This is a genomic window from Gordonia liuliyuniae, assembly GCF_021738805.1.
Taxonomy (GTDB): domain Bacteria; phylum Actinomycetota; class Actinomycetes; order Mycobacteriales; family Mycobacteriaceae; genus Gordonia; species Gordonia liuliyuniae.
Genome location: NZ_JAKKOR010000012.1, coordinates 83,420 through 106,031, shown reverse-complemented (window position 1 = coordinate 106,031; position 22,612 = coordinate 83,420). Strand labels below are relative to the sequence as shown.

The 22,612-nt window shown below is 65.9% G+C and carries 23 protein-coding genes; 14 read left to right on the top strand and 9 right to left on the bottom strand.

What is annotated here, in order from left to right:
- Positions 1-30 precede the first annotated feature (30 nt).
- Positions 31-609 carry a TetR/AcrR family transcriptional regulator gene (locus tag L5G33_RS16400; RefSeq protein WP_236999235.1) on the bottom strand — a complete coding sequence of 193 codons (579 nt, stop codon included), beginning with the start codon at positions 607-609 and terminating at the stop codon, positions 31-33.
- Positions 610-1,224: 615 nt separating this feature from the next.
- Between L5G33_RS16400 and L5G33_RS16395 the strand changes: the two genes are divergently transcribed.
- Positions 1,225-2,127 carry a DUF6670 family protein gene (locus tag L5G33_RS16395; protein ID WP_236999234.1) on the top strand — a complete coding sequence of 301 codons (903 nt, stop codon included), beginning with the start codon at positions 1,225-1,227 and terminating at the stop codon, positions 2,125-2,127.
- A 226-nt stretch (positions 2,128-2,353) separates the two neighbouring features.
- Here the strand turns inward: L5G33_RS16395 and L5G33_RS16390 are convergent, their stop codons facing one another.
- Positions 2,354-2,989, bottom strand: a complete 636-nt coding sequence (locus L5G33_RS16390) for a TetR/AcrR family transcriptional regulator (RefSeq protein ID WP_236999233.1) — start codon at positions 2,987-2,989, stop codon at positions 2,354-2,356.
- A 586-nt stretch (positions 2,990-3,575) separates the two neighbouring features.
- Between L5G33_RS16390 and L5G33_RS16385 the strand changes: the two genes are divergently transcribed.
- Positions 3,576-4,709, top strand: coding sequence for a site-specific integrase (locus tag L5G33_RS16385; protein ID WP_236999232.1), 1,134 nt, complete (start codon positions 3,576-3,578; stop codon positions 4,707-4,709).
- A 3-nt stretch (positions 4,710-4,712) separates the two neighbouring features.
- On the opposite strand, the gene L5G33_RS16380 is transcribed toward L5G33_RS16385, so the two are convergent.
- Together L5G33_RS16380 and L5G33_RS16375 are read right to left on the bottom strand one after the other, a co-directional pair.
- On the bottom strand, positions 4,713-4,985 hold the full coding sequence (locus tag L5G33_RS16380; protein ID WP_236999231.1) for a hypothetical protein: 273 nt from the start codon (positions 4,983-4,985) through the stop codon (positions 4,713-4,715).
- Positions 4,986-5,024: 39 nt separating this feature from the next.
- The gene (locus tag L5G33_RS16375; protein WP_236999230.1) at positions 5,025-5,204 is read right to left on the bottom strand and encodes a hypothetical protein; all 180 of its coding nucleotides are present in this window, start codon (positions 5,202-5,204) and stop codon (positions 5,025-5,027) included.
- Between the two features lie 196 nt (positions 5,205-5,400).
- Between L5G33_RS16375 and L5G33_RS16370 the strand changes: the two genes are divergently transcribed.
- Both L5G33_RS16370 and L5G33_RS16365 read left to right on the top strand, forming a co-directional pair.
- The gene (locus L5G33_RS16370; RefSeq protein WP_236999229.1) at positions 5,401-6,330 is read left to right on the top strand and encodes a hypothetical protein; all 930 of its coding nucleotides are present in this window, start codon (positions 5,401-5,403) and stop codon (positions 6,328-6,330) included.
- The gene (locus tag L5G33_RS16365) at positions 6,327-6,578 is read left to right on the top strand and encodes a hypothetical protein (protein ID WP_236999228.1); all 252 of its coding nucleotides are present in this window, start codon (positions 6,327-6,329) and stop codon (positions 6,576-6,578) included. The genes L5G33_RS16370 and L5G33_RS16365 overlap by 4 nt, the downstream gene beginning before the upstream one ends.
- 57 nt (positions 6,579-6,635) lie before the next feature.
- On the opposite strand, the gene L5G33_RS19505 is transcribed toward L5G33_RS16365, so the two are convergent.
- Positions 6,636-6,863: a helix-turn-helix domain-containing protein gene (locus L5G33_RS19505; RefSeq protein WP_372476926.1), complete on the bottom strand. Its 228-nt coding sequence runs from the start codon at positions 6,861-6,863 to the stop codon at positions 6,636-6,638.
- A gap of 427 nt (positions 6,864-7,290) precedes the next feature.
- On the opposite strand from L5G33_RS19505, the gene L5G33_RS16355 reads away from it, so the two are divergent.
- Positions 7,291-7,803 carry a hypothetical protein gene (locus L5G33_RS16355; RefSeq protein ID WP_236999226.1) on the top strand — a complete coding sequence of 171 codons (513 nt, stop codon included), beginning with the start codon at positions 7,291-7,293 and terminating at the stop codon, positions 7,801-7,803.
- A 662-nt stretch (positions 7,804-8,465) separates the two neighbouring features.
- Positions 8,466-9,143, top strand: coding sequence for a DUF8548 family protein (locus L5G33_RS16350; protein WP_236999225.1), 678 nt, complete (start codon positions 8,466-8,468; stop codon positions 9,141-9,143).
- A 6-nt stretch (positions 9,144-9,149) separates the two neighbouring features.
- Here the strand turns inward: L5G33_RS16350 and L5G33_RS16345 are convergent, their stop codons facing one another.
- A complete protein-coding gene (locus tag L5G33_RS16345; protein WP_236999224.1) occupies positions 9,150-10,145 on the bottom strand; it encodes a phospholipase D-like domain-containing protein in 996 nt (331 codons plus the stop codon).
- 198 nt (positions 10,146-10,343) lie between these two features.
- Here L5G33_RS16345 and L5G33_RS16340 point away from each other — a divergent pair, with 198 nt between their 5' ends.
- From L5G33_RS16340 to L5G33_RS16325, 4 genes are all read left to right on the top strand, one after another.
- Positions 10,344-11,903, top strand: coding sequence for a hypothetical protein (locus tag L5G33_RS16340; RefSeq protein ID WP_236999223.1), 1,560 nt, complete (start codon positions 10,344-10,346; stop codon positions 11,901-11,903).
- Positions 11,904-12,012: 109 nt separating this feature from the next.
- Complete coding sequence (locus L5G33_RS16335) at positions 12,013-12,507, top strand: hypothetical protein (RefSeq protein WP_236999222.1); 495 nt, start codon at positions 12,013-12,015, stop codon at positions 12,505-12,507.
- A gap of 2 nt (positions 12,508-12,509) precedes the next feature.
- Positions 12,510-12,968 carry a GNAT family N-acetyltransferase gene (locus tag L5G33_RS16330; RefSeq protein ID WP_236999221.1) on the top strand — a complete coding sequence of 153 codons (459 nt, stop codon included), beginning with the start codon at positions 12,510-12,512 and terminating at the stop codon, positions 12,966-12,968.
- Between the two features lie 63 nt (positions 12,969-13,031).
- Positions 13,032-13,496 carry a DUF488 domain-containing protein gene (locus L5G33_RS16325; RefSeq protein WP_236999220.1) on the top strand — a complete coding sequence of 155 codons (465 nt, stop codon included), beginning with the start codon at positions 13,032-13,034 and terminating at the stop codon, positions 13,494-13,496.
- Here L5G33_RS16325 and L5G33_RS16320 read toward each other — a convergent pair.
- A complete protein-coding gene (locus L5G33_RS16320; RefSeq protein WP_236999219.1) occupies positions 13,493-14,359 on the bottom strand; it encodes a DUF8757 domain-containing protein in 867 nt (288 codons plus the stop codon). The genes L5G33_RS16325 and L5G33_RS16320 overlap by 4 nt on opposite strands.
- A 1,255-nt stretch (positions 14,360-15,614) precedes the next feature.
- On the opposite strand from L5G33_RS16320, the gene L5G33_RS16315 reads away from it, so the two are divergent.
- Genes L5G33_RS16315 through L5G33_RS16300 form a run of 4 tightly spaced genes read left to right on the top strand, consistent with a single transcriptional unit; the run spans position 15,615 to position 20,574 of the window.
- Positions 15,615-16,811 carry a CaiB/BaiF CoA transferase family protein gene (locus L5G33_RS16315; RefSeq protein WP_236999218.1) on the top strand — a complete coding sequence of 399 codons (1,197 nt, stop codon included), beginning with the start codon at positions 15,615-15,617 and terminating at the stop codon, positions 16,809-16,811.
- Entirely contained in the window at positions 16,808-17,620 is an 813-nt protein-coding gene (locus tag L5G33_RS16310; protein ID WP_236999217.1) for a cyclase family protein, read from the top strand. The genes L5G33_RS16315 and L5G33_RS16310 overlap by 4 nt, the downstream gene beginning before the upstream one ends.
- Complete coding sequence (locus L5G33_RS16305) at positions 17,617-19,077, top strand: MmgE/PrpD family protein (RefSeq protein WP_236999216.1); 1,461 nt, start codon at positions 17,617-17,619, stop codon at positions 19,075-19,077. The genes L5G33_RS16310 and L5G33_RS16305 overlap by 4 nt, the downstream gene beginning before the upstream one ends.
- A 24-nt stretch (positions 19,078-19,101) precedes the next feature.
- The gene (locus L5G33_RS16300; protein ID WP_236999215.1) at positions 19,102-20,574 is read left to right on the top strand and encodes a dihydroorotase; all 1,473 of its coding nucleotides are present in this window, start codon (positions 19,102-19,104) and stop codon (positions 20,572-20,574) included.
- 207 nt (positions 20,575-20,781) lie between these two features.
- Here L5G33_RS16300 and L5G33_RS16295 read toward each other — a convergent pair whose 3' ends face one another.
- Both L5G33_RS16295 and L5G33_RS16290 read right to left on the bottom strand, forming a co-directional pair.
- Positions 20,782-21,618, bottom strand: a complete 837-nt coding sequence (locus L5G33_RS16295; RefSeq protein WP_308191590.1) for an HpcH/HpaI aldolase/citrate lyase family protein — start codon at positions 21,616-21,618, stop codon at positions 20,782-20,784.
- A gap of 23 nt (positions 21,619-21,641) precedes the next feature.
- Positions 21,642-22,445 (bottom strand): IclR family transcriptional regulator, encoded by an 804-nt coding sequence (locus L5G33_RS16290; protein ID WP_236999388.1) that lies wholly within the window; start codon positions 22,443-22,445, stop codon positions 21,642-21,644.
- Positions 22,446-22,612 lie beyond the last annotated feature (167 nt).

Sequence of the window (22,612 nt, the reverse complement as noted above, 5' to 3'; positions counted from 1 at the left end):
GATCTCTCCTCGATCGTTGATGGGTAGTGGTCAGAGCCCGCGCAAGGCCGCACTGGCCAGAGCGGTGAGCCGCGTCGGTGAAGGGTCGATGCGCGCGAGCACTCGGATTCCGTTGAGCGTCGCGACCAGGAGGTTGCCCATCGCGGTGTTGTCGACGGCGGCGTTGATCTCGCCGGTGAGCTGCCCGCGTGCGATTGCTCGGCTGAACGCCGCGGCCTGGTCGTCAACGGCCTGCGCCAACAGTGTGCGCACCTGCTCGTCGTCCCGTGCGCGTTCGATCGCCGCGTTAGTGACCATGCAGCCTCGCTGTTCGGCATCGAGCAGCGAGAGCTCAACGACGCGATCAATCGCCGCGCGTAGCCGGGGCAAAACGTCGCCGGGCTGATCCAAGAGAGCAATGATCTGCGCAGACTCGTCGCGAATGTACCGTTCGAGCGCCCTCAGATACAGGTCGGACTTGCTGCCGAAGGAGTTGTAGAGGCTGCTGCGTGTGATCCCCATGCTCTCTTCGAGTGCTGCGGGTGTGGCGCCGGCGAATCCGCGCGTCCAGAACACGTCCACCGCGGCGTCCGTCGCAGCGTCCGTGTCGAACTTCCTAGGTCGGCCCATGCGGGTCAGGTTACCAGGTTATGTACCTCCAGATACAAAACTAGTGCGCAGCTCTCGGCGCGCGGTCTGAGGGCCGCGCGCCACTTCGCGCGGACCGATCACCGGGTTGATCACGGCGAACGATGCTCGACTGCGCCCCCGCACCCCGCGTCTGATTCCCTCTCCTGCACCCACGTTCACCCAGCTCGTGATCTCGCGGTCGCGCCCTGCCGGCGCACCTGCGTAGTCACTCGCGATGGATGCGCGCGAGCCGACGAGAATTTCAGTTCCCGCACATGGCAAGCCGGTGAGCTGGGGAAACGGTGGTGGTCTCGACCGCTTGTTTGGCGGCGGTGCGCGGTAGGAGGGATGCAATGGAGTGACTCAACGCAGTGACCAGGGGCTGCGCCAGTATTCTTCAGCCTCAGCCCGGTGGGCTATATTACCGGAAGGTCACTTCGGCTTGCCGAGGCTGAACCATTCATCGAACCAACGCGTGAGCAGAGGATTGGCATGAGCTTAGGTCAGACAGCAGTTCGGATAGCTCAACGATTGGCAAACGAGTCGTATGCGTTGCGAGGTGCCCCTTTCGGCTCGTCAACGCCGTTCCATCCGCCGCGTGGACGCTATTCGTCTGTGCACTACGGGATGATGCTGCCGAACCTGCCGGCCCCGTTCCACTTTCTTGACTTGATCCTGGTCGTCGGCCAGCCCAAGATCAAGCTCTGGCGTAACCGTCAGCTGGTCGAGACCACGCCCTCCGATACCGCGAACCTTCTTGTGGGCACTGGTGTGGAGTTCACTGATCAGTTCCGCGGCTACCAGGTCGGACGGGACCTCAATCTCGCCCCGGATTCCAGCGTCATCGAGTTCGGCGCCGACTTGACCTGGACGGGGCGCTACCCGGATTTCACTGTTGCGTACCGGAACCCGGAGTTCGAGGTCGACCTGTCGGTCAGCGCAACCGACAAGATCGCGCACTTCGTGAAGTTGCGCGGCGGCCTCTACGACCACTGGTCGCTACTCTGCCGGTACGAAGGCGCAATCACATATGCGGGCAACACCACCGAGATCTCGGGGCTATCTACCCTTGAGTACGCGCGTGGAGCCAATGTGGCACTCCCATTCTCCTTCTTCACGTACCACATCCTCAATGTCGACGAGGCCACACAGGTGCTGATGGTGGAGGTGCTCGGTCCGAAGGGGCTCCCGATGCAGCGCGCGGTCTACGTTCGGTCGCTCGATGACCATGGCAATACTTACGAGAACAACTACCGGTTCGACGTTCACCGGCTTGAGTCGTCGGCTCGCATCACACCAAACGGGATCTCCATGCACCTGGGCACCGACTTCACCTGGAGCGTCGACGACGACAACAGCGACCAGGTCATCGAGATCCACGGCGTATCTAATGGTGACTACCGCTACGGGATGGGTGGAGGGTATGCGGGGAGCTACCGCTACACCGGTCGGTTCCGCGGCAAGGACATCGCCGGCGTCGGCTACGTCGAGTACATCGGCAGTCACCGGCTCGCCTAGCGGAGCGTCGCAAGGTTCAGCGCTTGCCTGATGGTCCGATCGATCTCGTGACTGTGCCTGCGTCTTGGGGCGCGCCTCGCCTGGGAAGACCTGCTGGGCGATGGGATACTTCGAGTCGGCGGACAATGTGACGCGCCCGTGTTGCAGTACAAGCTTGAGCTCGCCGCGGCCCAAGCCTAGGAGCTCGCCCACATCCCGGATTCGCGGTGGCCTGGGCAATCGGTGGTCACGGCGTACGAGTTCTGGAGGCGTTCGAGGCCGCAGCCAGGCGTGTCACAGTCTGGATTATTCGGTAGGACCGGTCGGTCATCTGCGTGGCGGTCTGATCGGGGTGCCGCAACCACCACTGCACCATCGAGGTGACGATCCCAATCCAGATTTCGGACAGGACAGCGGCATCGTCGACCTCGACGGGACCCGGCGCTGCAGCCATCAGCGCCAACACACCCCGGCCTGCCTGTGCGGAAATCACGTTGCGTTGAACGCGGGCCGCCAGGTGCGCTGCGGACCCCCGATCGACGGTCCGGTCATGCAGAATCGTCCAGTCGTGAGGTCGGTTCTCAAGGGCGATGAAGATCGCGGCGAGGGTATCGGCCGCTAGCGTCAGAGTCGGCTCCCCAGCAGCGAGCACTGCATCGATCCGAGCCGACAGATTCGTCCCTGCTCTGGTAACGCACGCAATAAACAGATCTTCCTTGGACCCGAAATACTGCAGGACCAATGGCTTCGACACATCGGCTGCCGAAGCAATCGACAGTACAGTCGCCCCCGCATACGCGCTGCGGCCGAACTCCTCGACCGCAGCGTCAAGGATCCTGGTCTCCCTCTGTGCGCGAGGCATCCCACGTGTGCCGCGGCTCATGCATCACCCACCAATTCTGTTGCGCAGTGCCCAAGGGTCGTTGCCCGACATTGATTACGCGGCCACGTTGGTTGACGACTTGTCGGGCGGGAAGCAGGCCCTGGCCGCTCAACTCGATTGAGCGCCCCGCTCTCGGAAGATCCGATCGAGTTGTGCGCGCGGTCCTGCATACTCTTGGACTCTGGCATAAGGCTCCGATCCGCTCTCCATCCGAAGTCTTCCGACGCTCGCTCGTGGTCAACGCTCGTTCTTGCGCGCCCGAATTTCGGCGCGCCCGCCACGTGACGACTTGCGGCAGGTAGGAAATCGTGTTGAGGGGCACGGTGCAGAGTGCGTCGCCGGGTTCAGGGTAGTACGCCAGGTGCTCCAAGCGAGTCCGCCGTGGTGCGCAGGTGACGTTAGACTGCGCCGATTGCTGGTGCAGCCGTAGTCCCTGATCCGTTCTACTTCCCGCACATGGCAGGCCAGTGAACTGGGGAAACGGGATGGAAATCGATTGGATCCCGCGGGTCGAGGCGGCTGATCCTGGGGTCGGTAGCCGCGCCGCACACCGATTCGCCGGGGTGTCGGGCCTACCTTCCCGCCCATGATCCTTCCCGCAGTGACAGCCGCCGCGCAGCCGCCGGATCTCCCCGTCGACGTGGTGGAGCGGATCCGCGTGGCCACGATCGACAGCCAGTCGGAGGGAACCCGCCGCGCATACAAGAGTTCGTGGCGACGGTTCGAGTGGTGGTGCCGCACCAACGGGCACGAGGCGCTGCCGGCGCACCCCGCAACCGTCGCCGCGTACCTCGTCGACGCCGCCGAGACGGTCACCGAGAACGGGGAGAGGGCGTACTCTACGATGAGTCTCGGCAAGTGGTGCGCGGCGATCTTCGATCGGCACCGCCGAGCCGGGCTGGACCCGAACCCGGCGGCGCATGAGTTGGTGCGCCAGACGATAAGCGGGATCAGTCGGCAGTACGCCGCGCGCGGTGACAGGCCACGGCGGCCCCGGACTCCGCTGCTCACCGATGATGTGGTGCTGCTCGTCACGACGGCCCGTGAACAGGTAACCGGCTGGGCCAGCGAGGTCTGCGAGCGACGAGACTCGGCGCTGCTGTTGATGGGGTTCGCCGGCGCGTTCCGCCGCAGCGAACTCAGCGGACTCAGCGGCGCCGACGTTGAGCTCCACGCCGCTGATGGCGTGCACGTGCACTTGCGCAAGAGCAAGACGGACCAGCTCGGCGAGGGCGGCACGTACCCGCTGCCGCGAACGAAAGATCCGCTGCGCTGTCCCGCGTGCGCGTTCGTGCGTTGGGCTGCAACGGTTTCCGCGTTCGATGACGGCGGCAAGGACGCCGTGATCAGACTCGTCACCGGCGCTCCGCCGTTCGGGAGCCGGCATGTGTGCCGTTCACGCGCGCCGAAGCTCGACCGCCGCGCACCGCTGTTCCGGTCGTGCCGCAACGGCGTGCTGTCGGAGGGTCCGTTGTCGGGCGCAGGTATCCACGCGGTCATCAGACGGAGAGCGTCGAGGGCCGGGTTCGAGCCGGAAACGGTCGAGCGCCTGGGCGGGCACTCGCTGCGGGCAGGGTTCGTGACGCAGGCCGCGCGGGCTGGAGCGGATCACCACGCGATCATGAGGCAGACCGGCCACCGGACACCGGCGATGGTCACCCGGTACGTCCGCGAGAGCGCGCCGCTGATCGGGAACGCGGTGACCGTGCTGGGTCTGTGAGCGTCACGGAGTCTGCACCAGGAACACGGTGGCGTCCGTGCCGTTGAGGTCCACTGCTTGGCTGCCATCGTGCGCTACCTCGAATCCCAACTCGCGCAGCCGATCCGGGGCACCTGCATCCACCGCGATTGTGAGGTCGACGTACCGGGAGATGGTCTCCCACACGCGTGTGGTGCTGACCACCACGGCGGGACCGGTGACCGGGGTGATGCGCCAACGGCCGTCGCCGAGGTCCTGCGCTGGCACGTTGAGGAGCGCGGTCCAGAAACCTGGCACTGCTCTCCGCCGAGTTGGAGTTCAGTCGGATCTCCGCGATCACGCCAGTGCCTCCGCAACGATCAGGATCAGGTGCCGCTCTGCGGGTGTGGCTACCGCTTCGTCCGACGCGGTGATCGTCACCGGCGCGTCGAACAGCATGCTCAGGAACTCGGCGGCCGCGTCGAGGTTTGGCACGCTGGCGCGGATCACGGGTCGGGTGGCGGTGGTGTTGCTCATCCACGAAAGACTGCCACGCAGATGTGACATCGAGCAGGTGGAACCTCAAGCTGCGCAGCCTGGTTCGATGCTCCTGCATCGCGCCAGGGCGCTGCCGCTGGTCCAGTCGCTGTTGCTGGTTCCGATGCAGATGCAACGATCATCTGCATCTCGAGCTCCGTCGACAGGTGTCGGCCCGCCGCGCGATGATCAGGGCATGAGCGACGAGGGCGAGTACCCGGAGTTGACGCCGATCCTGCGCAGGATTCCCGAACAGTGGGGCCGGAGCATCGGTGTCGGCCCGGGCTGGTTTCCGCTGCTCGTCGACCTCGACGCCGCCCTCGCAGCGATCGACCCGGACTACGTGGTGCACCAGGTCAAGGAAGAGGCCGGGGAACTTGATGTCCGCTTCGACACCATCCACACCGAGCGCTACCAGCAGATGCACGCGCTCGTGCGTGCCGCCGAGCAGCGCGCGTCCCACCTGTGCGAGGAGTGCGGGAAGACCGGGGTACTGCACACTTCGCGGGACGGTGGTGTCCGCAGGCTCTGCGCGAGTTGCGCCGCAGCGGTGCAGCAGGGCTACGAGGCCGTGTTCGACGACTTGGTGACTCGGGCCGCCCTGTACCGCGTGGCGCAGCAGGCCACTGCGCTGCACCGCACGCTGAGCTCGCTGCCGCCGGACGCCTCGCGGAGGATCACCGGCGGGGACCTCGATGCGGTCTCGCAGCTGGCCAGCCGCGCACTCTGGCGATCGACGGCGGACCTCCACGAACGGGGTGAGCACGAGTACGCCCGACAGGTGGTGGAGCGCACGCGGGCGGCCATGGCGGACGGCGTCACCGAGATGCGGTTGGTCACGAACTCGCTCGCCATCAGCGAGCGGTTCTGGCGCGCGATCTACCCCGCCTCGGTGGTGGCGCGGGATGGCGACACGCTCCAGATCACGCCGCCGGTCGGCCCGGCACTGCGGTTCGAGGAGGCGGTCGCCGCGCATCTGATCACGACTGTCGACACGGCAGCGGTCGTCGATGCTGGTGCTGCGGAGCGGTTGCGGGCGGCCGGATTCGAGGTCGCGGATGATGGTCGCTTCGCGGTCGATGTGAACGCGACGGACGCGACGATTCGCCTGGAGGTACAGCCGTGACGAGTAGCGAGCGACGCATCTGGGAGACGAGGTTGATGCGCGCGGCGTCGGCCGGTGATCCCGGACCGGACATCCCCGTCGTGGAGCGTGCGGCGGTTGAGTTCCTGTTGTCCGACGACGACGAGCTAGACCTGCACGCCGCGACGGTCATGGCCCAACTAGTCGCCGCGGACGTGCCGACGGGGGAGCAGGTGAGCTTCGTGCGACTGTGGATGCGCGAGCTCCGCGACGCGCTGCGGCGGGCGTAGATACACACGCAACAGGGGCGGCACCGACTTGGTGCCGCCCCTGCTGTGGTGGGCCGTCTACGCCGCGTGCTTGTCTGGCCGCACCGGCTCGCCGATGGACTCCAGGTCGGCGACGGCGATACGCAGGCCGCCGCTCGGCATCTTCCGTGCCGGCAGTGCGCCGTTGGTGATCCAGCGGCGCACGGTCCAGTGGCTGCAGTCCATGAGGTGCGCAGCATGCTCTACGGAGACGTAACTGGGGGCGATCCCCCCGACGGTGAGGGCGGAAAGGTTGAGCTTCGACACGGGGAACTCCAGGCATCGTTCACGATGCTGGCCCGCCCCCGGAAGCCCCCTCCGCGGCGGGGTCCGGGCGATCCACCAGCTGCCTGGCAAGTGCCTGTGCGCATCACTCGGTGCGCGGTCGCGCGCGGAGTCGCGACTGGTTACATTGTGCAGGATTGGTGCGACAACACCGTGCGATGCGCGCGGCGACCGGTCCGCGTGATGTGCGTGAACACATGGCACGGAGATGGCACGGTCTCCCAGGCCCTCGATCTGCTGGGCCGATGACCTGCAATAATGGCGCGGCTGGGAGCTGCGTCAGTTGCATGCTCTAGGGGTTCCATAGCTAACTCGCTGGCCAGGGGAAACATCTCCTGGCCCCTTCCGGCCGGGACCTGTCCCCGTCGATCCCAAGGTCCACCGCGAAGTGCGAGTCCTACGGATGCGCATGGCCGTCGAGGAAGAGACGCCCGAGTTGGCGCTGGAGACGCACACCGCGCTCATGCGTCTCAAGCTCGCCGTGGCCGCCGCGATCTACCACGGTGAGTCGGCGGCGGTGACGTGGGAGTGGTGGTGCTGGACTGAGCACCTGCTCGAGCATCACCGCCGCGTGCGTACTGCGTGCCAGACCGCGGTCGGCATTACTCGGGTAGGCGAGTCCGTGGAGCAGGGCGTGAAGGACGCGCTGCGGAAGCAGGCGCGTGAGGCCACCGAGCACACCACTGCGATGCAGCGGGCGCTCAAGTGGGCTCGCAAGCAGCCGATGCCGTTCACAGCGAGTGAGCAGGGTCGCGCCGGCGGGCGGAGGTCGTACCGCGAGGAGAACGCCAAGCGGCTCTGCGCGGACCTCGTTGCGGCCGGACTCCTCGCGCAGGTGACCGAGGACGTCGCCCACTGCGGACCCGTACTCAAGTACACGGTGACGGAACTGGGGCGCACGCAGGACGTGCAGGGTGCGTGACCGTGATGGGCGGAACCCCGCTGCGGCCGACCGCAGCGGGGTTCTTCCGTCCGCGGAGGTGTACGCGGTGCAGTCTCAGCGGGTGTGATCGGGTGCTCGTGTTCGAATTAGCTAATCCATCGAACGTATGTCTGACGGTAGTTCCGGTACTACCGGTAGTCATCGGGTCTCAAACCGCCGGGAGGAATCTGCCCGGATCCCTAGATTCGGGGAATTTCTTCTCATAGGTATTTGAACCGGACACCGTGACGGCGGACAGCCGGGAACTACCGGAACTACCGCCAGTTGGACTACCGGCGGTCGAAACCGCTGGAGAACCGGGCTAAACGGACTCTTCAAGGGTCTTGCGCCGCTGCGATGTTCGAACCTCGGTCGTCGGAGGCGACGAGCTTCGTCCCGCCCGAGTGACCTCTCCGCGGGACACCCTCAGTCGAGGGTGGACACTCGGTAGACCGCCCGCCGAGCGGCTACTGACGGCTCACGGTAGGGGCCACGCCGCGTCGTTTGGTCAGTAGACAGCGCAATCCCACCGCGATGATGGCCCTCAGCCTGCGCAACACGATTCCTATTCTCCAAGCTGGCAGCAGGTTGGGGCAGGCACCCACCGGGAGCAGTGAACATTTCCTGTCCCGGCGTCGGTGCCCTGTGCCACGCTTGCGCCCATGACTCACACCGCCGAGCAGCTGCATGCTCTCGTCGCCGCCTGCGAGCAGTTCCGCGGTTCCAAGGCGCCGGCAGGCTACCGCGACGGCCTCGCCCTCTGCGTCATCGACAGCGTGCAGTCCACGGGCGTCACCTACAGCAGCGTGGAGAACGTGGTCGCCCGCTACCGCGCCTACCGCCGCGAACGCAGCGGTGACCCGAACCGCGACGGGGTCGCCGAGTTGCTGGGTACCTTCGACGAGCTCGACGGCCCAGAGGGATGGGCGACGAACATCGGCAACAGCAACCGCACCTCCACGCGCGGCGGGGTGCTCAAGTCTCAGGCGATCCGGGACGCGGCCCGTGTGCTCGACGCCGCGGGGATCGATGCCACCGACCTGCTCCGGAAGATGGCCGAGGACGAGGCGCAGTTGGAGCAGGTCCGCAAGTCGTGGTGCGCGGTGAAGGGCCAACGCTCCGGGATCACGTGGCACTACATGCTGATGCTCGTCGGCATCGAGGGTGTGAAGCCGGATCGGATGATCTGCCGGTTCATCGCCGACTCCTTGGGGTTGCCCTGCCGTGTTGTCACGCCGCCGTTCGCCATGGAGATCGTGACCGCCGCGGCGAAGGAGATGGGCATGTCGCCCACCGATCTCGATCACGGGGTGTGGCAGTTCCAGCGGGCCCGGTGGTAGACGAAGTCAGGCTCCGCCGTCGGCCAATGCGCGGACGATCGACGTGAAAACCTCCGGTGGGAGGCCGATCCAGCCGCCTTGGAGGCTCGACACCTGACCCGCCGACAAGCCGACCGCCGCCGGGTCGATCACGGTGAGGTTGGCCGGGACCAGGCGTGGAGCCGTGTCGTTCACCCACGGGTGCTTTACCGGCTCGTCTGATGCCCAGCCGCGTTGTCTGCGGACGAAGTCGGGGTCCTCACGTGAATCGGATGTCACCTCGACGATCGCGATGATCCCGTGGTGCGGCGTGGAGTAGATCGCTACGAGATCGCCGGTTTCGATCCGGGGACGCCCGCGCCCGCCGTGATTGGAGAACCAATGGGGAGCGCGCCACGGAGTGAGTTGATCGTGCAGGGTCTGGGCCTTCATCCACAGCTTCCGCCCGGGGTCACGCGTGTCGCTCAACAGCTGTTCGATGGTGCCCGCCTCAAGGTTCGCCGGCGCGGTCGGGTTGGGTCGGGAGCGGGGCAGGCGCGGAAGTCCGTCAACCTCCACGGCGAAAGCGTCCAAGCGCTCTGCGTCGACCGGCTCGGCTTCCTGCCACCACGCTTCGACCACGGCGCGTGCCTTCGCGACACCCTGCTTGTCGAGATGCGCCGAGAGTTCGGCGTTGGGGCGCGCTCCGCCGCCGAGGCCGGTGTCTGTGAGATTCGCTGAGCCGATCAGGCCGAAGCCCTCGTCGACGAGGTAGGTCTTCGCGTGGAGTCTGCGGAGGTCGCGCACCTCAACCCCCGCGTCGAGAAGTGCTCGGAGGCCGGGCTGAGCGAGGTACCCACCCGCGGCTGCCCAGGGATCAAGAGCCGTGAGCAACTGCCAGGACGCGGGCGAGTGCGCGGCCAAGTCGGACAGCCGAAAGGCGACCCGCGCCCCCAGATAGGGACTTGCGAGCAGCACGTTGGACCGCGCCGTTTCCAGTGCGGCGAACACATGCTGGTCCGCGAGTTCGGTGATTTGCTGCATGCTCTCGAACGTAGTCGGAGGCAGGCGGTAAGGCTCTGTCCGAGAGCTGCCTCGGCGCGCCGCAGCGTCGTGTAGTTCGTCTAGGTGAACACGCCGAGCAGTTGCTGAACCTCGCGGAGGCTGTCGTTCGGTAACCCGAACGGATGTACCGTCTGGGTTCCGGCCCGCGGCGTTCACACCGCTGTGATGATCTGAGGCGTGACGATCACCCTTCCGGAGGGACAGCCGAACCACCGCTTCATGCGGTACGTCAGACCTCCCATCAAGGACGACGAAGACCACCGCCCGCTGTACCCGTTGAGGCCGGCCACACGACCGCTGCGGCTTGGGATCGACGTCGCGACCATCCCTGCTCCACCGGGCGGGACGTTCTCGACCTTCCTCGGTCGCGAGGAGCTCGACATCCAGTTGCTGGTGCCCCGCGGCGCAGACGTCCCCGACGCCTGGGCACGGGTTCTCCAGGACCCGCTTGTACGGCAAATCGGGTTCACGACGGTCGAGGAGGCCTCACGTCACCTTGACACCGTCGAGTTCGGGGTGGCGACCGACGGCGAGAGGGAGCGCTCGCGGTACTCGGCGCACTTCTTCCCGGTCTACCAACAGCTCGACGAGCAGCTTCCGACTCCTGGTGCGGAACCCGTCACCTTGGCGGAGCGGAACCGGGCAGCGGCCTACGCGGCGGCCTCAGCTGCGGTCGGTATCGACGCGATCGTCACTACGGCGCCGACGGTAGGCCGCTGCGATGTTGCGGACAACGACATCGTGGTGAGCGTGTCGCCCGATGATGCGATCGCGCTGATCGGGCACTACTTGCGGATGACCAGTAACCCCGTCGTGCAAGTGCGCCGTGGCGGACTCGTCGGTGGCGGCTCGTGGGAGCAGACGGAGTCCACGGCGACGATCGAGAACTTCTACGACTGGGGTGTCGGCGCGCGGATGCCGTACTTCGACGGCCTGCACCTCATCATCGCTGCCCGGAGCGGTGATTCCGACCTTGCTGCTGCGGTCAACTCGATCCGTGTCCGACTCTGTCGTGCCACCCGAGCGCTCGATCAACTACTCGCTGTCCTGTCCAACCCGATCAACGGCAAGCGGAGCGCCGATGTCGTGGAGGCTGCAGCGGAAGCGTTCGACCGACAGCTGCTGTACCTGGCTGCGGCGTTCGATATCTACGGACGCCGCTTCCTCCTGCTGATCGACTCCACCCGTGACCCGAAGAAGTTTCGGCTCTCCCTCGACGCCGGCGGTTACATCACCGACCACTTGACCCGGGAGTACCCGGCCGACGCGCTCGTGGAGGTGGAACGACTCCATGCATACGCCGGGGTGTGCAAGGTGCTCCGCAACCACATCCACGACGGGATCCTGCCCGTTGATCAGCATCCGGGGCGCGGCTACGGCAGCACCAAGAACATCGCGCTGAACCTCGATGCGATGCCCGAACTGCTCCCCGGCGCCAGCCCGAAACTGACGCAGAGTCACTACGACAGCCTCGGCGTCTGGCGCGCGGATCCAGCCGAGGTGTTCGGCGCCCGGACCACCGTTGCCGATCTAGCGACGGCGGCCGTCACGCTGATGGGGGCAGGCAGCGGGTTGATCGAGGAGTTCACCAAGCTGATCCTGCGGAACAAGCCGATGGCGGCGTCCACGCCACACTCGATCCTCGGCTGCGTACAGGGACAGCCTGGTGAGGCCGAACCTCAACCTCACCCGCGTGAGCTGTTCTACCGGTCGTTGTTCGCGTGGCCTGACATCTGACTAGCCGCGACCTGTCCGACATCGAACCTCGCTGCGACTGTCGTAGTCACCGCCTACCCTGACACCACCGCGCGAGCACTCCGCTCGCCACCACCCGTACGGAGGCCCCATGACACTTGACGAGCTGCGCACCCTAGTAGCCGACTCCACCGCGAGCGACTGGCACCGCATCCTGAAGATCGGCCCCACCTACCGCGACCGCTTCGGCTCCTGGAGTAGCCCCGCTGACGGCACCTCCGGTGTCGACCACGACAGCCATGCCGAATTGGCGGTGTACCGACACGACATCGACCTGACGATCGCCTACGGGATGGCTGAGAACCAAGACGACCGCGACCTGTCCATCGAGTGGTCGGAGAGCTTCCCCGACTCGAAGATCCGCGAGATCAGCTTGGTCGACTTCTTCTGGCGCGGGTCGCTCGTCGACCGGCTCAACTACGTCCACGTCGACGGTGCCCGCGGCATCCTCCCGCTCGGCGGCGGACACCAGGGGTTGCGCATCACCCAGTACGAGCTCGCGGTAGCGCGCCTGCTCAGTGACATCGGGGACTACCGGGAGTTCGAGCGGTACTACTCGTCGGTGCCCTTCGAGCTCCAGGATTGACCGTGCCGCTCGAACTCGTCGACCTGCGCCGCGGTGGCGCGAGTCGGTACTCCTGGGTGCCGCCGTTCGACTTCGAGACCGCCTACGAGAACGAGCGGTGGTGGGACGACGTCCCGTACCTGTTCGACGACCCCTGGTACGTGCAGGTGCTCGAGGACGGTGCCGAAGTCGCTCGCGTCGAACTCGACGACCCCGGCGGCATCAACCCCGAATACGCGAACGTGCCGGAGCTGGGGCCGGAGCGGTTGGAGATCCAGTTCATCGAGGTGGCCACCGCCGCGCGTGGCAGCGGTGTCGGCACGCAGGTGGTGCGGGCACTGCAGGAGCGGCATCCGGATCGGCGGCTGTTCGCGTATTCGGAGGAGGCGCACGGGTTCTGGGCATCACTCGGCTGGGAGGGGTTCGACCATCCGGAAGGTCAGCTGCTCCACCGGCCGCTGTTCATCCCGCGGCGGCTGTGACCCGTGCCGCGTCTTCACCCGGTTGCTACCAGTTCCCCGGGCGGCGTGGTGCACCATAGTCACGTGGCATCAGCAGACTCCAAGTACGACAACGACGGAACCCTTGTCAGCGTCGGCTATGAAGGGAAAACCGTCGGAGACCTCGTCGCGCAGTTGTTGGAGCAGGACGTGCGCGCGCTCGTCGATGTGCGCCTCACTCCGCTGAGTCGCAAGCCCGGACTGTCGAAGACGAAGCTCGCCGCGGCCCTACGCGCCGCCGGGATCGAGTACGTCCATCACCGTGCCCTCGGCAACCCGAAGGACAACCGCGCCGGTTTCCGCGCCGGTGAGCCGGAGTCGATGGCGCGCTACCGTGAGGTGCTTGAGACCGCAGCGGCTGGCGATGCGCTGGCGCATGTGTGCGAGTTGCTGGACGGTGGAGCGGTCGCGTTGTTGTGCTTCGAGCACGACCACGCCGAGTGTCACAGGAACATCGTCGTGGATCGGGTGCTAGAGACCCGCCCGAACGCCGCGGTGATTCACGTCTAGAACAACGCGTTCTCGAACTTCGGGTACCAAGTGCCCAGCACGGAGAAGCTCCGCCGGTAGCGGTTCTGGTTGCCGACATAGAAGTGGATGTCTTTCTCCGACGAAACCATGTCGTCGCGCCATCGCTTCAACATCGCCTCGCGCGCACCGGCGTCGCCGTACTCGCCTTTCCATCGTCGGCCAGCCTGCCCGACTTCCCAGTCCAAGTTCTTCTGATCGTGCCCCGGGCACTTCGCGGCGGCGCAGCGGTACTTGTACCGAACCGCGAATGGTGCGGGCTCGAGCGGCTCCATCGATGTTCCGAACAGGTCCGCCTCAGATGCCAGGTTCACCTTCGCTTGTTCGGCCGGCGTCCACGGGTCACCGCTGACGACTGACGTTTCGATGTCGGTGGGCTTGATCAACCCGAGGGACGGCGATGGTGTCGCCATGCCGCCCTTCGGGTTCTGCGCGAGGAGATCACACATCGTCGTTTCGCCGATGAGCGACCCGAGCCTGGTCCGCCGCAGCAGCCAGTTCTTCTTCGAGTCCAGGCGCTCAACATGCATCATCTCGTCCTGGCGTGGCCGGAACGACTCGGGACGGTTGTCGTTGGTCTGGTGGTAAGTGCCGTTGATCCGGATGATCTCGTACTTCTTGAACTGGCTGTCGAAGTCGGCGTTGCGGAACTTCACCGGGTAGAGCCGGATCCATTCGGGTTGGCCGCGGTCGAGGCGCACACCGGCCACGCACACGGTTTCGCCGTAGGTCTCGCTGGGGTTGGGGTAGGACTTGACCGTGATCATGACCTCAACGGTCTCCTCACCAAGCCGCGGCGGCTTCACGGCCGCAGCGCAGGCATCTGCCGCGTCATCGTCTCCCACTTCTGCAGCGTATCCAGGCGGCGTAGCTGGTTGGGGGATGTTTGCTAGCGGGTCGACTGTCGCGCCCGACGAACGCGTCATCGCTGATTCCTGCCCACCCCGGCACGCCACCGACCACGAGGCCACCGAGCCCTGCAGCATGACCGTGTGGGTGACGACGAACAGCAATGGACACCGAAACGAGTCACGACGGCCGATGTCGGGGTTGAGCTTCGACACGGGGAACTCCAGGCATCACAGAAAGCGTGATGCTGGTGCACCCCTGACAGACCCCTCCGAGGCGGGTGTCAGGCGGCATGTCCAGCGGGATGCCGCACCTGCCTGCGCGGCCAATGGCCGCCGTCGCGCTCGGACTCGCGACTAGCTACATTGTGCAGGATTGGTGCGACAACGCCGCGCGATGCGCGGGTCAGGTACAGAGTATGACGCGTCCGAGAGCATGGCACGGGGATGGCACGGTGTCGAGACACTCGACCTGTGTGAGCCTCTGAACTGCTGCAACAGTGCTGCTAGAAGCTGCGTGTCCTGCATGTTGTGATGCACGCGGCAGTAGAGCCGCAGACAGGCGCTTGGCTTGCCTCCGATATATCGGAGGCAAGCCAAGCGTCGAGTTGTATGTCGTAGATTTTCTGCGATGACTAGCCAGCCCAACCGGAGCGAGGCTCCGGGGTGTCCGTGTCCGGCCGCACGTCAGTCGAGAACCCGGTTGTGGCAACGCACATCGCCAACTGCTTCGGAATCACTTGTGCCGCTGGGCTTGCGAATACCGCGGGCCTGGCGGAGTTATCTGGGCACTCGCATGTAGTTCAATTGCGGCTAGTGCCACATTCGGATTGGCCCAGCCAAAGTGCCGATGGTCGATTGCACCGAGTTTCCACGTTGCCGGGCACCAGGCTTTCGGGCCGATACGGCGGCATCGGTCGGCCCCTCCTCTCCGCCGACGAGGTTGTCCGCGTCGAGGCATCGGCCCGCGAGGCCGACTTCGATTTTCAGGCTGCTTAGCACGGACCGTGCAGGACGACCATCCATTAGGCACGCCCGTACCCGTCGGTGGGTCGATGTCCGACCGTCCGAAACTCAACGATGTTTCGCTGAAGGAAACAGATGGAATCTTGGCTGCCGTTCTGGAAATCCAGAGGTATGGCGCGGTATACGGCGTCTATGCGCTTCTGGGTGATTCGGTTCACACGGCTCTGTGTTACAGTTTCGACATCGCAAACGGAATAGCGTTTCGCTGATCGGAACGGAGTGGAAAGTGGTTTCAACAGCACCGCTCGACGGCGTCCGTGTGCTGGACGTCTCGACGATCCTTGCCGGCCCGCTGGCATGCCAGATCCTCGGAGATTTCGGCGCTGACGTCATCAAGGTCGAGCATCCGCGCGGCGGCGACAACATGCGCGGACATGGCCGCAGCAAGGACGGCGTGCCGATCTGGTGGAAGGAGATCAGCCGTAACAAGAGAACCGTCGCGCTCGACTTGAAGGACCCGCGCGGCGGTGAAGTGTTTCGTAAGCTGGCCCAGACGGCCGACGTCGTCGTCGAGAACTTCCGGCCAGGGACCTTCGAGCGTTGGGGATTGGGGCCCGAGGTTCTCCGAGCAGAGAACCCAGGCCTGATCCTGGTCCGTCTCACGGGGTTCGGCCAGGTGGGGCCGTACTCGTCGCGGGCAGGGTTCGGGACTCTCGTCGAGGCGATGAGCGGTTTCGCTGCTGCAACCGGCCAGCCCGACGGGCCGCCGACGCTGCCTGCATTCGGTCTGGCCGACAGCATCTGCGGCATCGCCGCGTCGAGCGCGGTCACCATGGCTCTGCGTCACCGAGACCGCACAGGTGAGGGGCAGGTCGTCGACATGAGCTTGCTTGAGCCAATCATGGCAGCCGTCGGACCTGGACCGACCGTGTACCAGCAACTCGGCGAAGTCGGTGAGCGGACGGGTAACCGTTCGACGAATAACGCTCCGCGCAACGTCTATCGCACCCGCGATGACGGCTGGGTTGCCGTCTCGACCAGTGCGCAGCGCATCGCCGAGCGGGTGATGGAGCTCGTCGGTCACCCGGAGGTGATCTCCGAACCGTGGTTCGCCACGGGCGGGGGTCGCGCACAGCACGTCGACATGCTCGACGACTATGTCGGCGGCTGGATCGCCCAGCGCACCCGCGACGAGGTGATCGAGGCGTTCACAGACGCTGGAGCCGCGATCGGACCGGTTTACGACGCCAAGGACATTGTCGCCGACCCGCACATCCGTGAGACGCAGATGCTCGTCGAGGTGGAAGACGACGACCTCGGACCTGTTCTGCAGCACAACGTGATGTGGCGAATGAGCGCATCACCCGGATCGATCCGATTCACCGGACGTGCATTGGGCCAGGACACCTTAGAAGTACTGCGCGAGGTCGGCGTGGACGCCGACGAGATCACCGAACTGAAGGAGAGTGGAGTCATCCGATGACCGACGCATTGCTCGACGCCGTCCAGCGGGGCACGGACGTCATAGACCTGGGACGCGAGCTGCGCGTGGGGATGCCGCAGTCGCCGAACCACCCGCAGTTCTGGCACACGCTTCCACGTCGTCACGGCGACATGACACGCGCCGACGGCGGCAGCGCCGCCAATGACATGATCACCATGGGCACCCACGTCGGCACGCACATCGATGCGCTCGCGCACGTCTCGCACGACGGGAAGATGTACGGCGACGTCGACGCGGCGGCGGCGGGCGTCGGTGGCAAGTATGTCGAGCTCGGCGTGCACACCATCGAGCCGATGATCCGGCGCGGCGTCCTCCTCGACGTCGCCGCTCTGAAGGGCGTCGAATGTCTGGAGGGCGGCACCGAGATTGCAGTCGCCGACCTGGAGGCCGCAGAAGCGGCCGCATCCGCCACCGTCAGCGAGGGCGATGTGGTGCTGATCCGGAGCGGCTGGGGCAGTAAGTTCCCGGATGGCGCACCGTATGTCGGCGGGCCGACCGGAGTCCCCGGTGTCGGCGAGGCCGGCGCGCGCTGGCTCGCCGAGCGCCGCGTCCACGCGGCGGGCGCTGACACCATCGCGTTTGAACGACTCGCGCCCGGCACCGGCCACGCTCTGCTGCCTGCGCACCGTGTCCTGCTCGTCGAGAGCGGCATCTATATCATCGAGGCCGTCGACCTCGAGGGCATCTCGGCGCGTGGATGGGGCGAGTTCACGTTCGTCCTCGTGCCGATGCCGATATTCGGAGCGACCGGCTCGCCCGTTCGCCCGCTGGCGGTGCGAAGCCGATGACCGAGCACACCCTTGCCCAGCAGCTAGCGGGGTTCGCGGCAGGCACCTCCTACGACGATCTGCCCGTCGACGTGGTCCAGAGCGTCAAGATGCGGGTGCTCGACACACTGGGCATCGCGACCGCGGCCGCCTCCCTTGAAACCAGTCGAGCGGCGCGTGAGTGGGCCCGCCGTCAGGGCGTCGCCGAGCAGGGGACCGGCACGTCGGGTATCGGCGTCGCACAACCGCTCCCCGCAGCGCAGGCGGCCTTTGTCAACGGCGTGCTCGCACATTCGCTCGACTACGACGACACTCACCTCCCCTCGGTCCTTCATCCGAGCGCCTCGGTGGTCCCGACCGCGCTCGCGGCCGCGGAACGAATCGGCGCGGATGGGCGTGCCGTGATCCGCGCGATCGCCGTCGGGCTTGAGGTCTGCGTGCGGATCGGCATGGCGGGTTACGACCGCAAGGCAGGCAACTCGACCTTCTTCGAGCACGGTCAGCATGCCACCTCGATCTGTGGCGCTATGGGCGCGTCGGTGGCCGCCGCACTGCTCGACGGCGCCGACGAGAAGCGGATCGTCGACACGCTCGGTGTCGCCGCGTCGATGGCCTCGGGAATCATTGAAGCCAATCGCACCGGTGGCACCGTCAAGCGGATCCATTGCGGCTGGGCGGCCCACGCGGCGATCAGCGCCGCTGAACTGGTCGGTCTCGGGCTCACTGGTCCGCCGACCGTGCTCGAAGGGCGGTTCGGGTTCTTTCAGGCGTGGTTGCACGGCACGTTCGACGCGTCGGAGATCACCGACGGTCTAGGTACGCGGTGGTCTGTGCCGGACATCTTCTTCAAGCCGTACCCGGCCAACCACTTCACCCACGCGGCCGTCGACGCCGCCGCCGCGCTGCGTGAGCAGGGCGTCGGCATCGACGAGATCGAGACGCTGGTTCTCGGCGTCCCTGAGCAGAACAAGCGGACAGTCGGCGAGCCGATCGAGGTGAAGCGAACCCCCGATACCGGGTACATGGCCCAGTTCAGCGGTCCGTACGCGGTAGCGCTCGGTCTACTGGGCGGCACCGGACTGGGCGCAGGCCTCGACGACTACACCGACGAATTGGCCCACGATCGACGCCGCCGCGAGATTATGGCCAAGGTCGACGTGGTTGCCGACGAGCGGTGTACAGAGATTTTCCCGCTGCAGTTCCCGGCGGTGTTGACCGCGCGGTTGACCGGCGGTCGCGACGTGGTCACCGAAGTGCTCACGACTCGAGGCGGGCCGGCCCGGCCGCTGTCCTTCGACGAGTTGACCGCCAAGTTCCGAGACAACGCACTGCGGGCGCTGACCGAGGACGAGGCGGACCAGCTGGCGGCGACCTGCCGCCGACTGGATGAATGTGCCGACCTCCGGGGACTGATGGCCCCGCTCACCGGGGTCGACGCCCCGACTCCGGCTCGCCGCGACGAGCCGAACACATACTGATAGCCGAGATAAGGAGTGAGAACAATGGCTGAATTCGATGTGGTCATCAAGGGCGCCCAGGTGGTGCGTCCCGGCAGCGAGACACCCGAGTTGCTCGACGTCGCAGTGTCCGACGGCAAGTTCGCCGCCGTCGAGGCGGATATCGCCGCCGAGAGGGGCACCGAGGTCGTCGATGGCAGCGGCAAGTACCTGTTCCCGGGTGTGGTGGACGTCCACCAGCACTGGGGCATCTACAACACGCTGTCGGAGGACGCCGCCCATGAGTCGAAGGCGTCGGCCCAGGGCGGTGTCACCAGCGGCATCACCTACATGCGCACCGGTGCGTATTACATGAACAAGACCGGTCCCTACAACGAGATCTTCCCGGAGGTCCTCGCGGCCACGGAGGGACGCGCGTACACCGACTACGCATTCCACATAGCTCCGATCATGAAGGAGCACATCGACGAGATCCCCGACCTGATCGGCAAATTCGGTGTCCCGTCGTTCAAGATCTTCATGTTCTACGGTGCGCACGGCCTGCATGGTCGGTCGAGCAACCAGTCGTCGTTCCTCATGCTCCCCGAGGACCAGACCTACGATGTCGCGCACTTCGAGTTCGTGATGCGTGGCATCGAGAAGGCTCGTCGGGATCCGCGGTTCGCCAAAGACAAGGACAACATCTCCCTCTCGCTGCACTGCGAGACCGCCGAGATCATGCGCGCCTACACTAAGTTGGTCGAGGACGAGGGCAAGCTCACCGGCCTGGAGGCCTACAGCGCCTCCCGCCCCCCGCACTCGGAGGGGCTGGCCATCACGATCGCTTCGTACCTCGCACACGAGACCGAGCTGCCCAACATCAACCTCCTCCACCTCACCTCTCGTAAGGCCATTGAGGCCGCGATGACCATGCAGCAGGCGTTCCCGCACATCAACTTCCGCCGCGAAGTCACCGTCGGCCACCTGCTAGCCGACTTCACCACCGCGGCTCCGGGCGGCAAGGTGAATCCGCCGCTGCGCTCGCGCGACGATGTCGAGTCGCTGTGGGAGCACGTGCTGGCCGGCAACTTCTCGTGGGTCACCTCCGACCACGCGTGCTGTCGCGATGAAGCCAAGTTCGGTGAGCCCCGCGAGGACGTCTTCCTGCAGAAGTCAGGCTTCGGCGGTGCCGAGTATCTGCTTGCGGGCATGGTCAGCGAGGGGCGCAAGCGCGGTCTTAGCTACCCGCGGATCGCCGAACTCGTCGCGAAGAACCCCGCGGACCGGTACGGCATGGCGAACAAGGGTGACGTCGCCGTCGGTTACGACGCCGACTTCTGCCTGCTCGACGACACCGTCGACTACACGGTGCGCGCGGAAGACTCGCTGTCGACGCAGGAGTACACCCCGTTCGAGGGCTTCAACCTGACTGCGAAGGTCACCGACACCTTCGTGCGTGGCAACGGCGTCTTCCGAGATGAGCAGATCGTCGGCGAGCCCGTCGGACAGTACGTCCGTCGTTCGGGCGGCGAGGCCTGACCCACCCGTAGTCAACTCCCTCCCCGGAGAAGGGGCGCGGCCGATTCGGCCGCGCCCCTTGTCGCTGTCGCGCGAAAAGCGTGGAGACGTCAGCCGGTGGGCGTCGCCGAATCCAGTCGACGGTACGGCTCTGACGGTTAGACCAGAAATACGCGTTTCGGCCACGGCCACCGGAGTCGGTCGAGGAAGATTCGGCGCATGTCGATGTCAGGCGCGCTGCAACGTCTCTCGCGCTGCGCGGATCACGGCGGCGTCGATCAACCGTCCGTTCGCGTCCACAGTGACTCCGCCGTTCGCGGCGTTGAAGCGGTCGAGGACATCCTGGGCGGTCGCGATCTGCCCGTCGTCGGGGGCGAGGACGTGGTGGATCACCGGGACCTGACCGGGGTGGATCGCGGTCCGTGAACGGAAGCCGAGGTCGACGAGTTCGCGGGTGCTGCGCTCGAACGTGTCCAGATCCCGGAAGTCGGTGGACGTCGGCGCGACAGGCGCGGGTAGCCTGGCGGCGGCGGCGTGCAGCACGACCTGCAGACGGAGGTCGACCACCGCGGTCGCCGTGTCCGGCGTGCGGGCCAGCCTGAGATCACCCAGCAGGTCGACCTCACCGACGGCGAACGTCGTCAATCTGTGATGACGGGCGAGGTCGGCCAGTGAGAGGATCGCCGCGGCATCTTCCACGAGGCCGACTACCGGCAGCCGAGTCACGCCGCGCTCGGCCTCAAGACGGTCCAGCAGAGCCGCCAACTGGTCGAGCGCGTCGATGCTGCACTTGGCCAACAGGATCCCGGACAGCCCGAGACGCACGACGGCCTCGACGTCGGCGTCGAGAGATGTCGGGTCGACGCGGACCCAGATCTGTGCACCGTTGGGAACGTCGGGGAGGCTGTCGAGGAATTCACGCACTGATAGGCGAGCCGTCGACTTGTCGGCGATCGGAACGGCGTCCTCAAGATCGAGGACAACCGCGTCCGCCGGACCGGCCGCAGCCTTGGCGAAGAGCAAGGGTCTGTTGGCAGGCACGTAAAGCAAGGATCGGGGGAGCACGGAGCGTCCTTTCCAGGAGGGAGTCAGGCGCGGAGGAGATCAGTGATCGCGCGGGCCGCTTCGGCGACGAGCTCGCCGTGTTCGCTGTGGGTGTCGACGGAGTAGCGGAAGGCTGGCCCGGAGGAGCTGATCGACCCCATGACGTTGCCCGCTGCGTCGAAGAACGGTGCGGCGATGGCCGCTGCACCCGTGTTGCGCTCGTTCAATGAGATCGCGTATCCGCGTTCCCGGATCTGATCCAGTTCGTGGCGGTACCCGTCCTCGTCCAGATCAGGGTGCATCGCTCGCAAGTCGCGTACGGCGTCATCGATGAAGGACCCCGGCAGAAAGGCCAGAATGGCTCGGCTTGACGCACCGGAGTGCAGTGGCAGCCGCGCTCCGATGTCAACGACCATCTTGACCTCTTGCGGCGACTCGAACTGATCGAGGTAGATGCGCTCCTTACCGGTGAGAACAGACACTGTGGCTGTTTCCCGAGTCTGTGCGCGCAGCCTGCGCAGCACAGGCGCGGCTACCGATCGGACGTCCACTTGACTGAACGCCCGGGCTGACAAGGCCATGGCTGCGGGGCCGAGCGTGTACTCCGAACCCTCCGGCACTGTCTGCAGAAGCGATCGGGAGACCAGTGATCGCAGGATGCGATGGACGACGGCCTTGCTCAACGACAGGCTCCGGGCGATCATCGACACGCCCAGTGGCGTGTCGGAACGGCCGAAGAGTAGGAGAACGTCTGCGACTCGGTCTGCGGACTCGGTGCCCCCGGTCTCAGAGGATGCTTCGGACAACGTTGTCCTGCCTTTCGGTCGGAGAATGAGGTCTTGGTCCACCGGACGGGAGCTGTGGTCTGCATACTCGGGCACGACGGCTCGCTGGTGTCACTATAAACAAGCGGCCGGCCGTTTCGGGCAGGCGCGAACGGACGGAGCTCGGGTACCGAGTGTTCGCGGGCTGCCGCCGTCGGCCTACGCGTCTGTCGCAGTGAGCAGATCTCCCG

Coding starts and splice junctions, on each gene's coding strand:
- L5G33_RS16400 (WP_236999235.1), bottom strand. CDS start 609: ATGGGCCGACCTAGGAAGTTCGACACGGACGCTGCGACGGACGCCGCG.
- L5G33_RS16390 (WP_236999233.1), bottom strand. CDS start 2,989: ATGAGCCGCGGCACACGTGGGATGCCTCGCGCACAGAGGGAGACCAGG.
- L5G33_RS16385 (WP_236999232.1), top strand. CDS start 3,576: ATGATCCTTCCCGCAGTGACAGCCGCCGCGCAGCCGCCGGATCTCCCC.
- L5G33_RS16375 (WP_236999230.1), bottom strand. CDS start 5,204: ATGAGCAACACCACCGCCACCCGACCCGTGATCCGCGCCAGCGTGCCA.
- L5G33_RS16370 (WP_236999229.1), top strand. CDS start 5,401: ATGAGCGACGAGGGCGAGTACCCGGAGTTGACGCCGATCCTGCGCAGG.
- L5G33_RS16355 (WP_236999226.1), top strand. CDS start 7,291: ATGGCCGTCGAGGAAGAGACGCCCGAGTTGGCGCTGGAGACGCACACC.
- L5G33_RS16350 (WP_236999225.1), top strand. CDS start 8,466: ATGACTCACACCGCCGAGCAGCTGCATGCTCTCGTCGCCGCCTGCGAG.
- L5G33_RS16345 (WP_236999224.1), bottom strand. CDS start 10,145: ATGCAGCAAATCACCGAACTCGCGGACCAGCATGTGTTCGCCGCACTG.
- L5G33_RS16335 (WP_236999222.1), top strand. CDS start 12,013: ATGACACTTGACGAGCTGCGCACCCTAGTAGCCGACTCCACCGCGAGC.
- L5G33_RS16310 (WP_236999217.1), top strand. CDS start 16,808: ATGACCGACGCATTGCTCGACGCCGTCCAGCGGGGCACGGACGTCATA.
- L5G33_RS16305 (WP_236999216.1), top strand. CDS start 17,617: ATGACCGAGCACACCCTTGCCCAGCAGCTAGCGGGGTTCGCGGCAGGC.
- L5G33_RS16300 (WP_236999215.1), top strand. CDS start 19,102: ATGGCTGAATTCGATGTGGTCATCAAGGGCGCCCAGGTGGTGCGTCCC.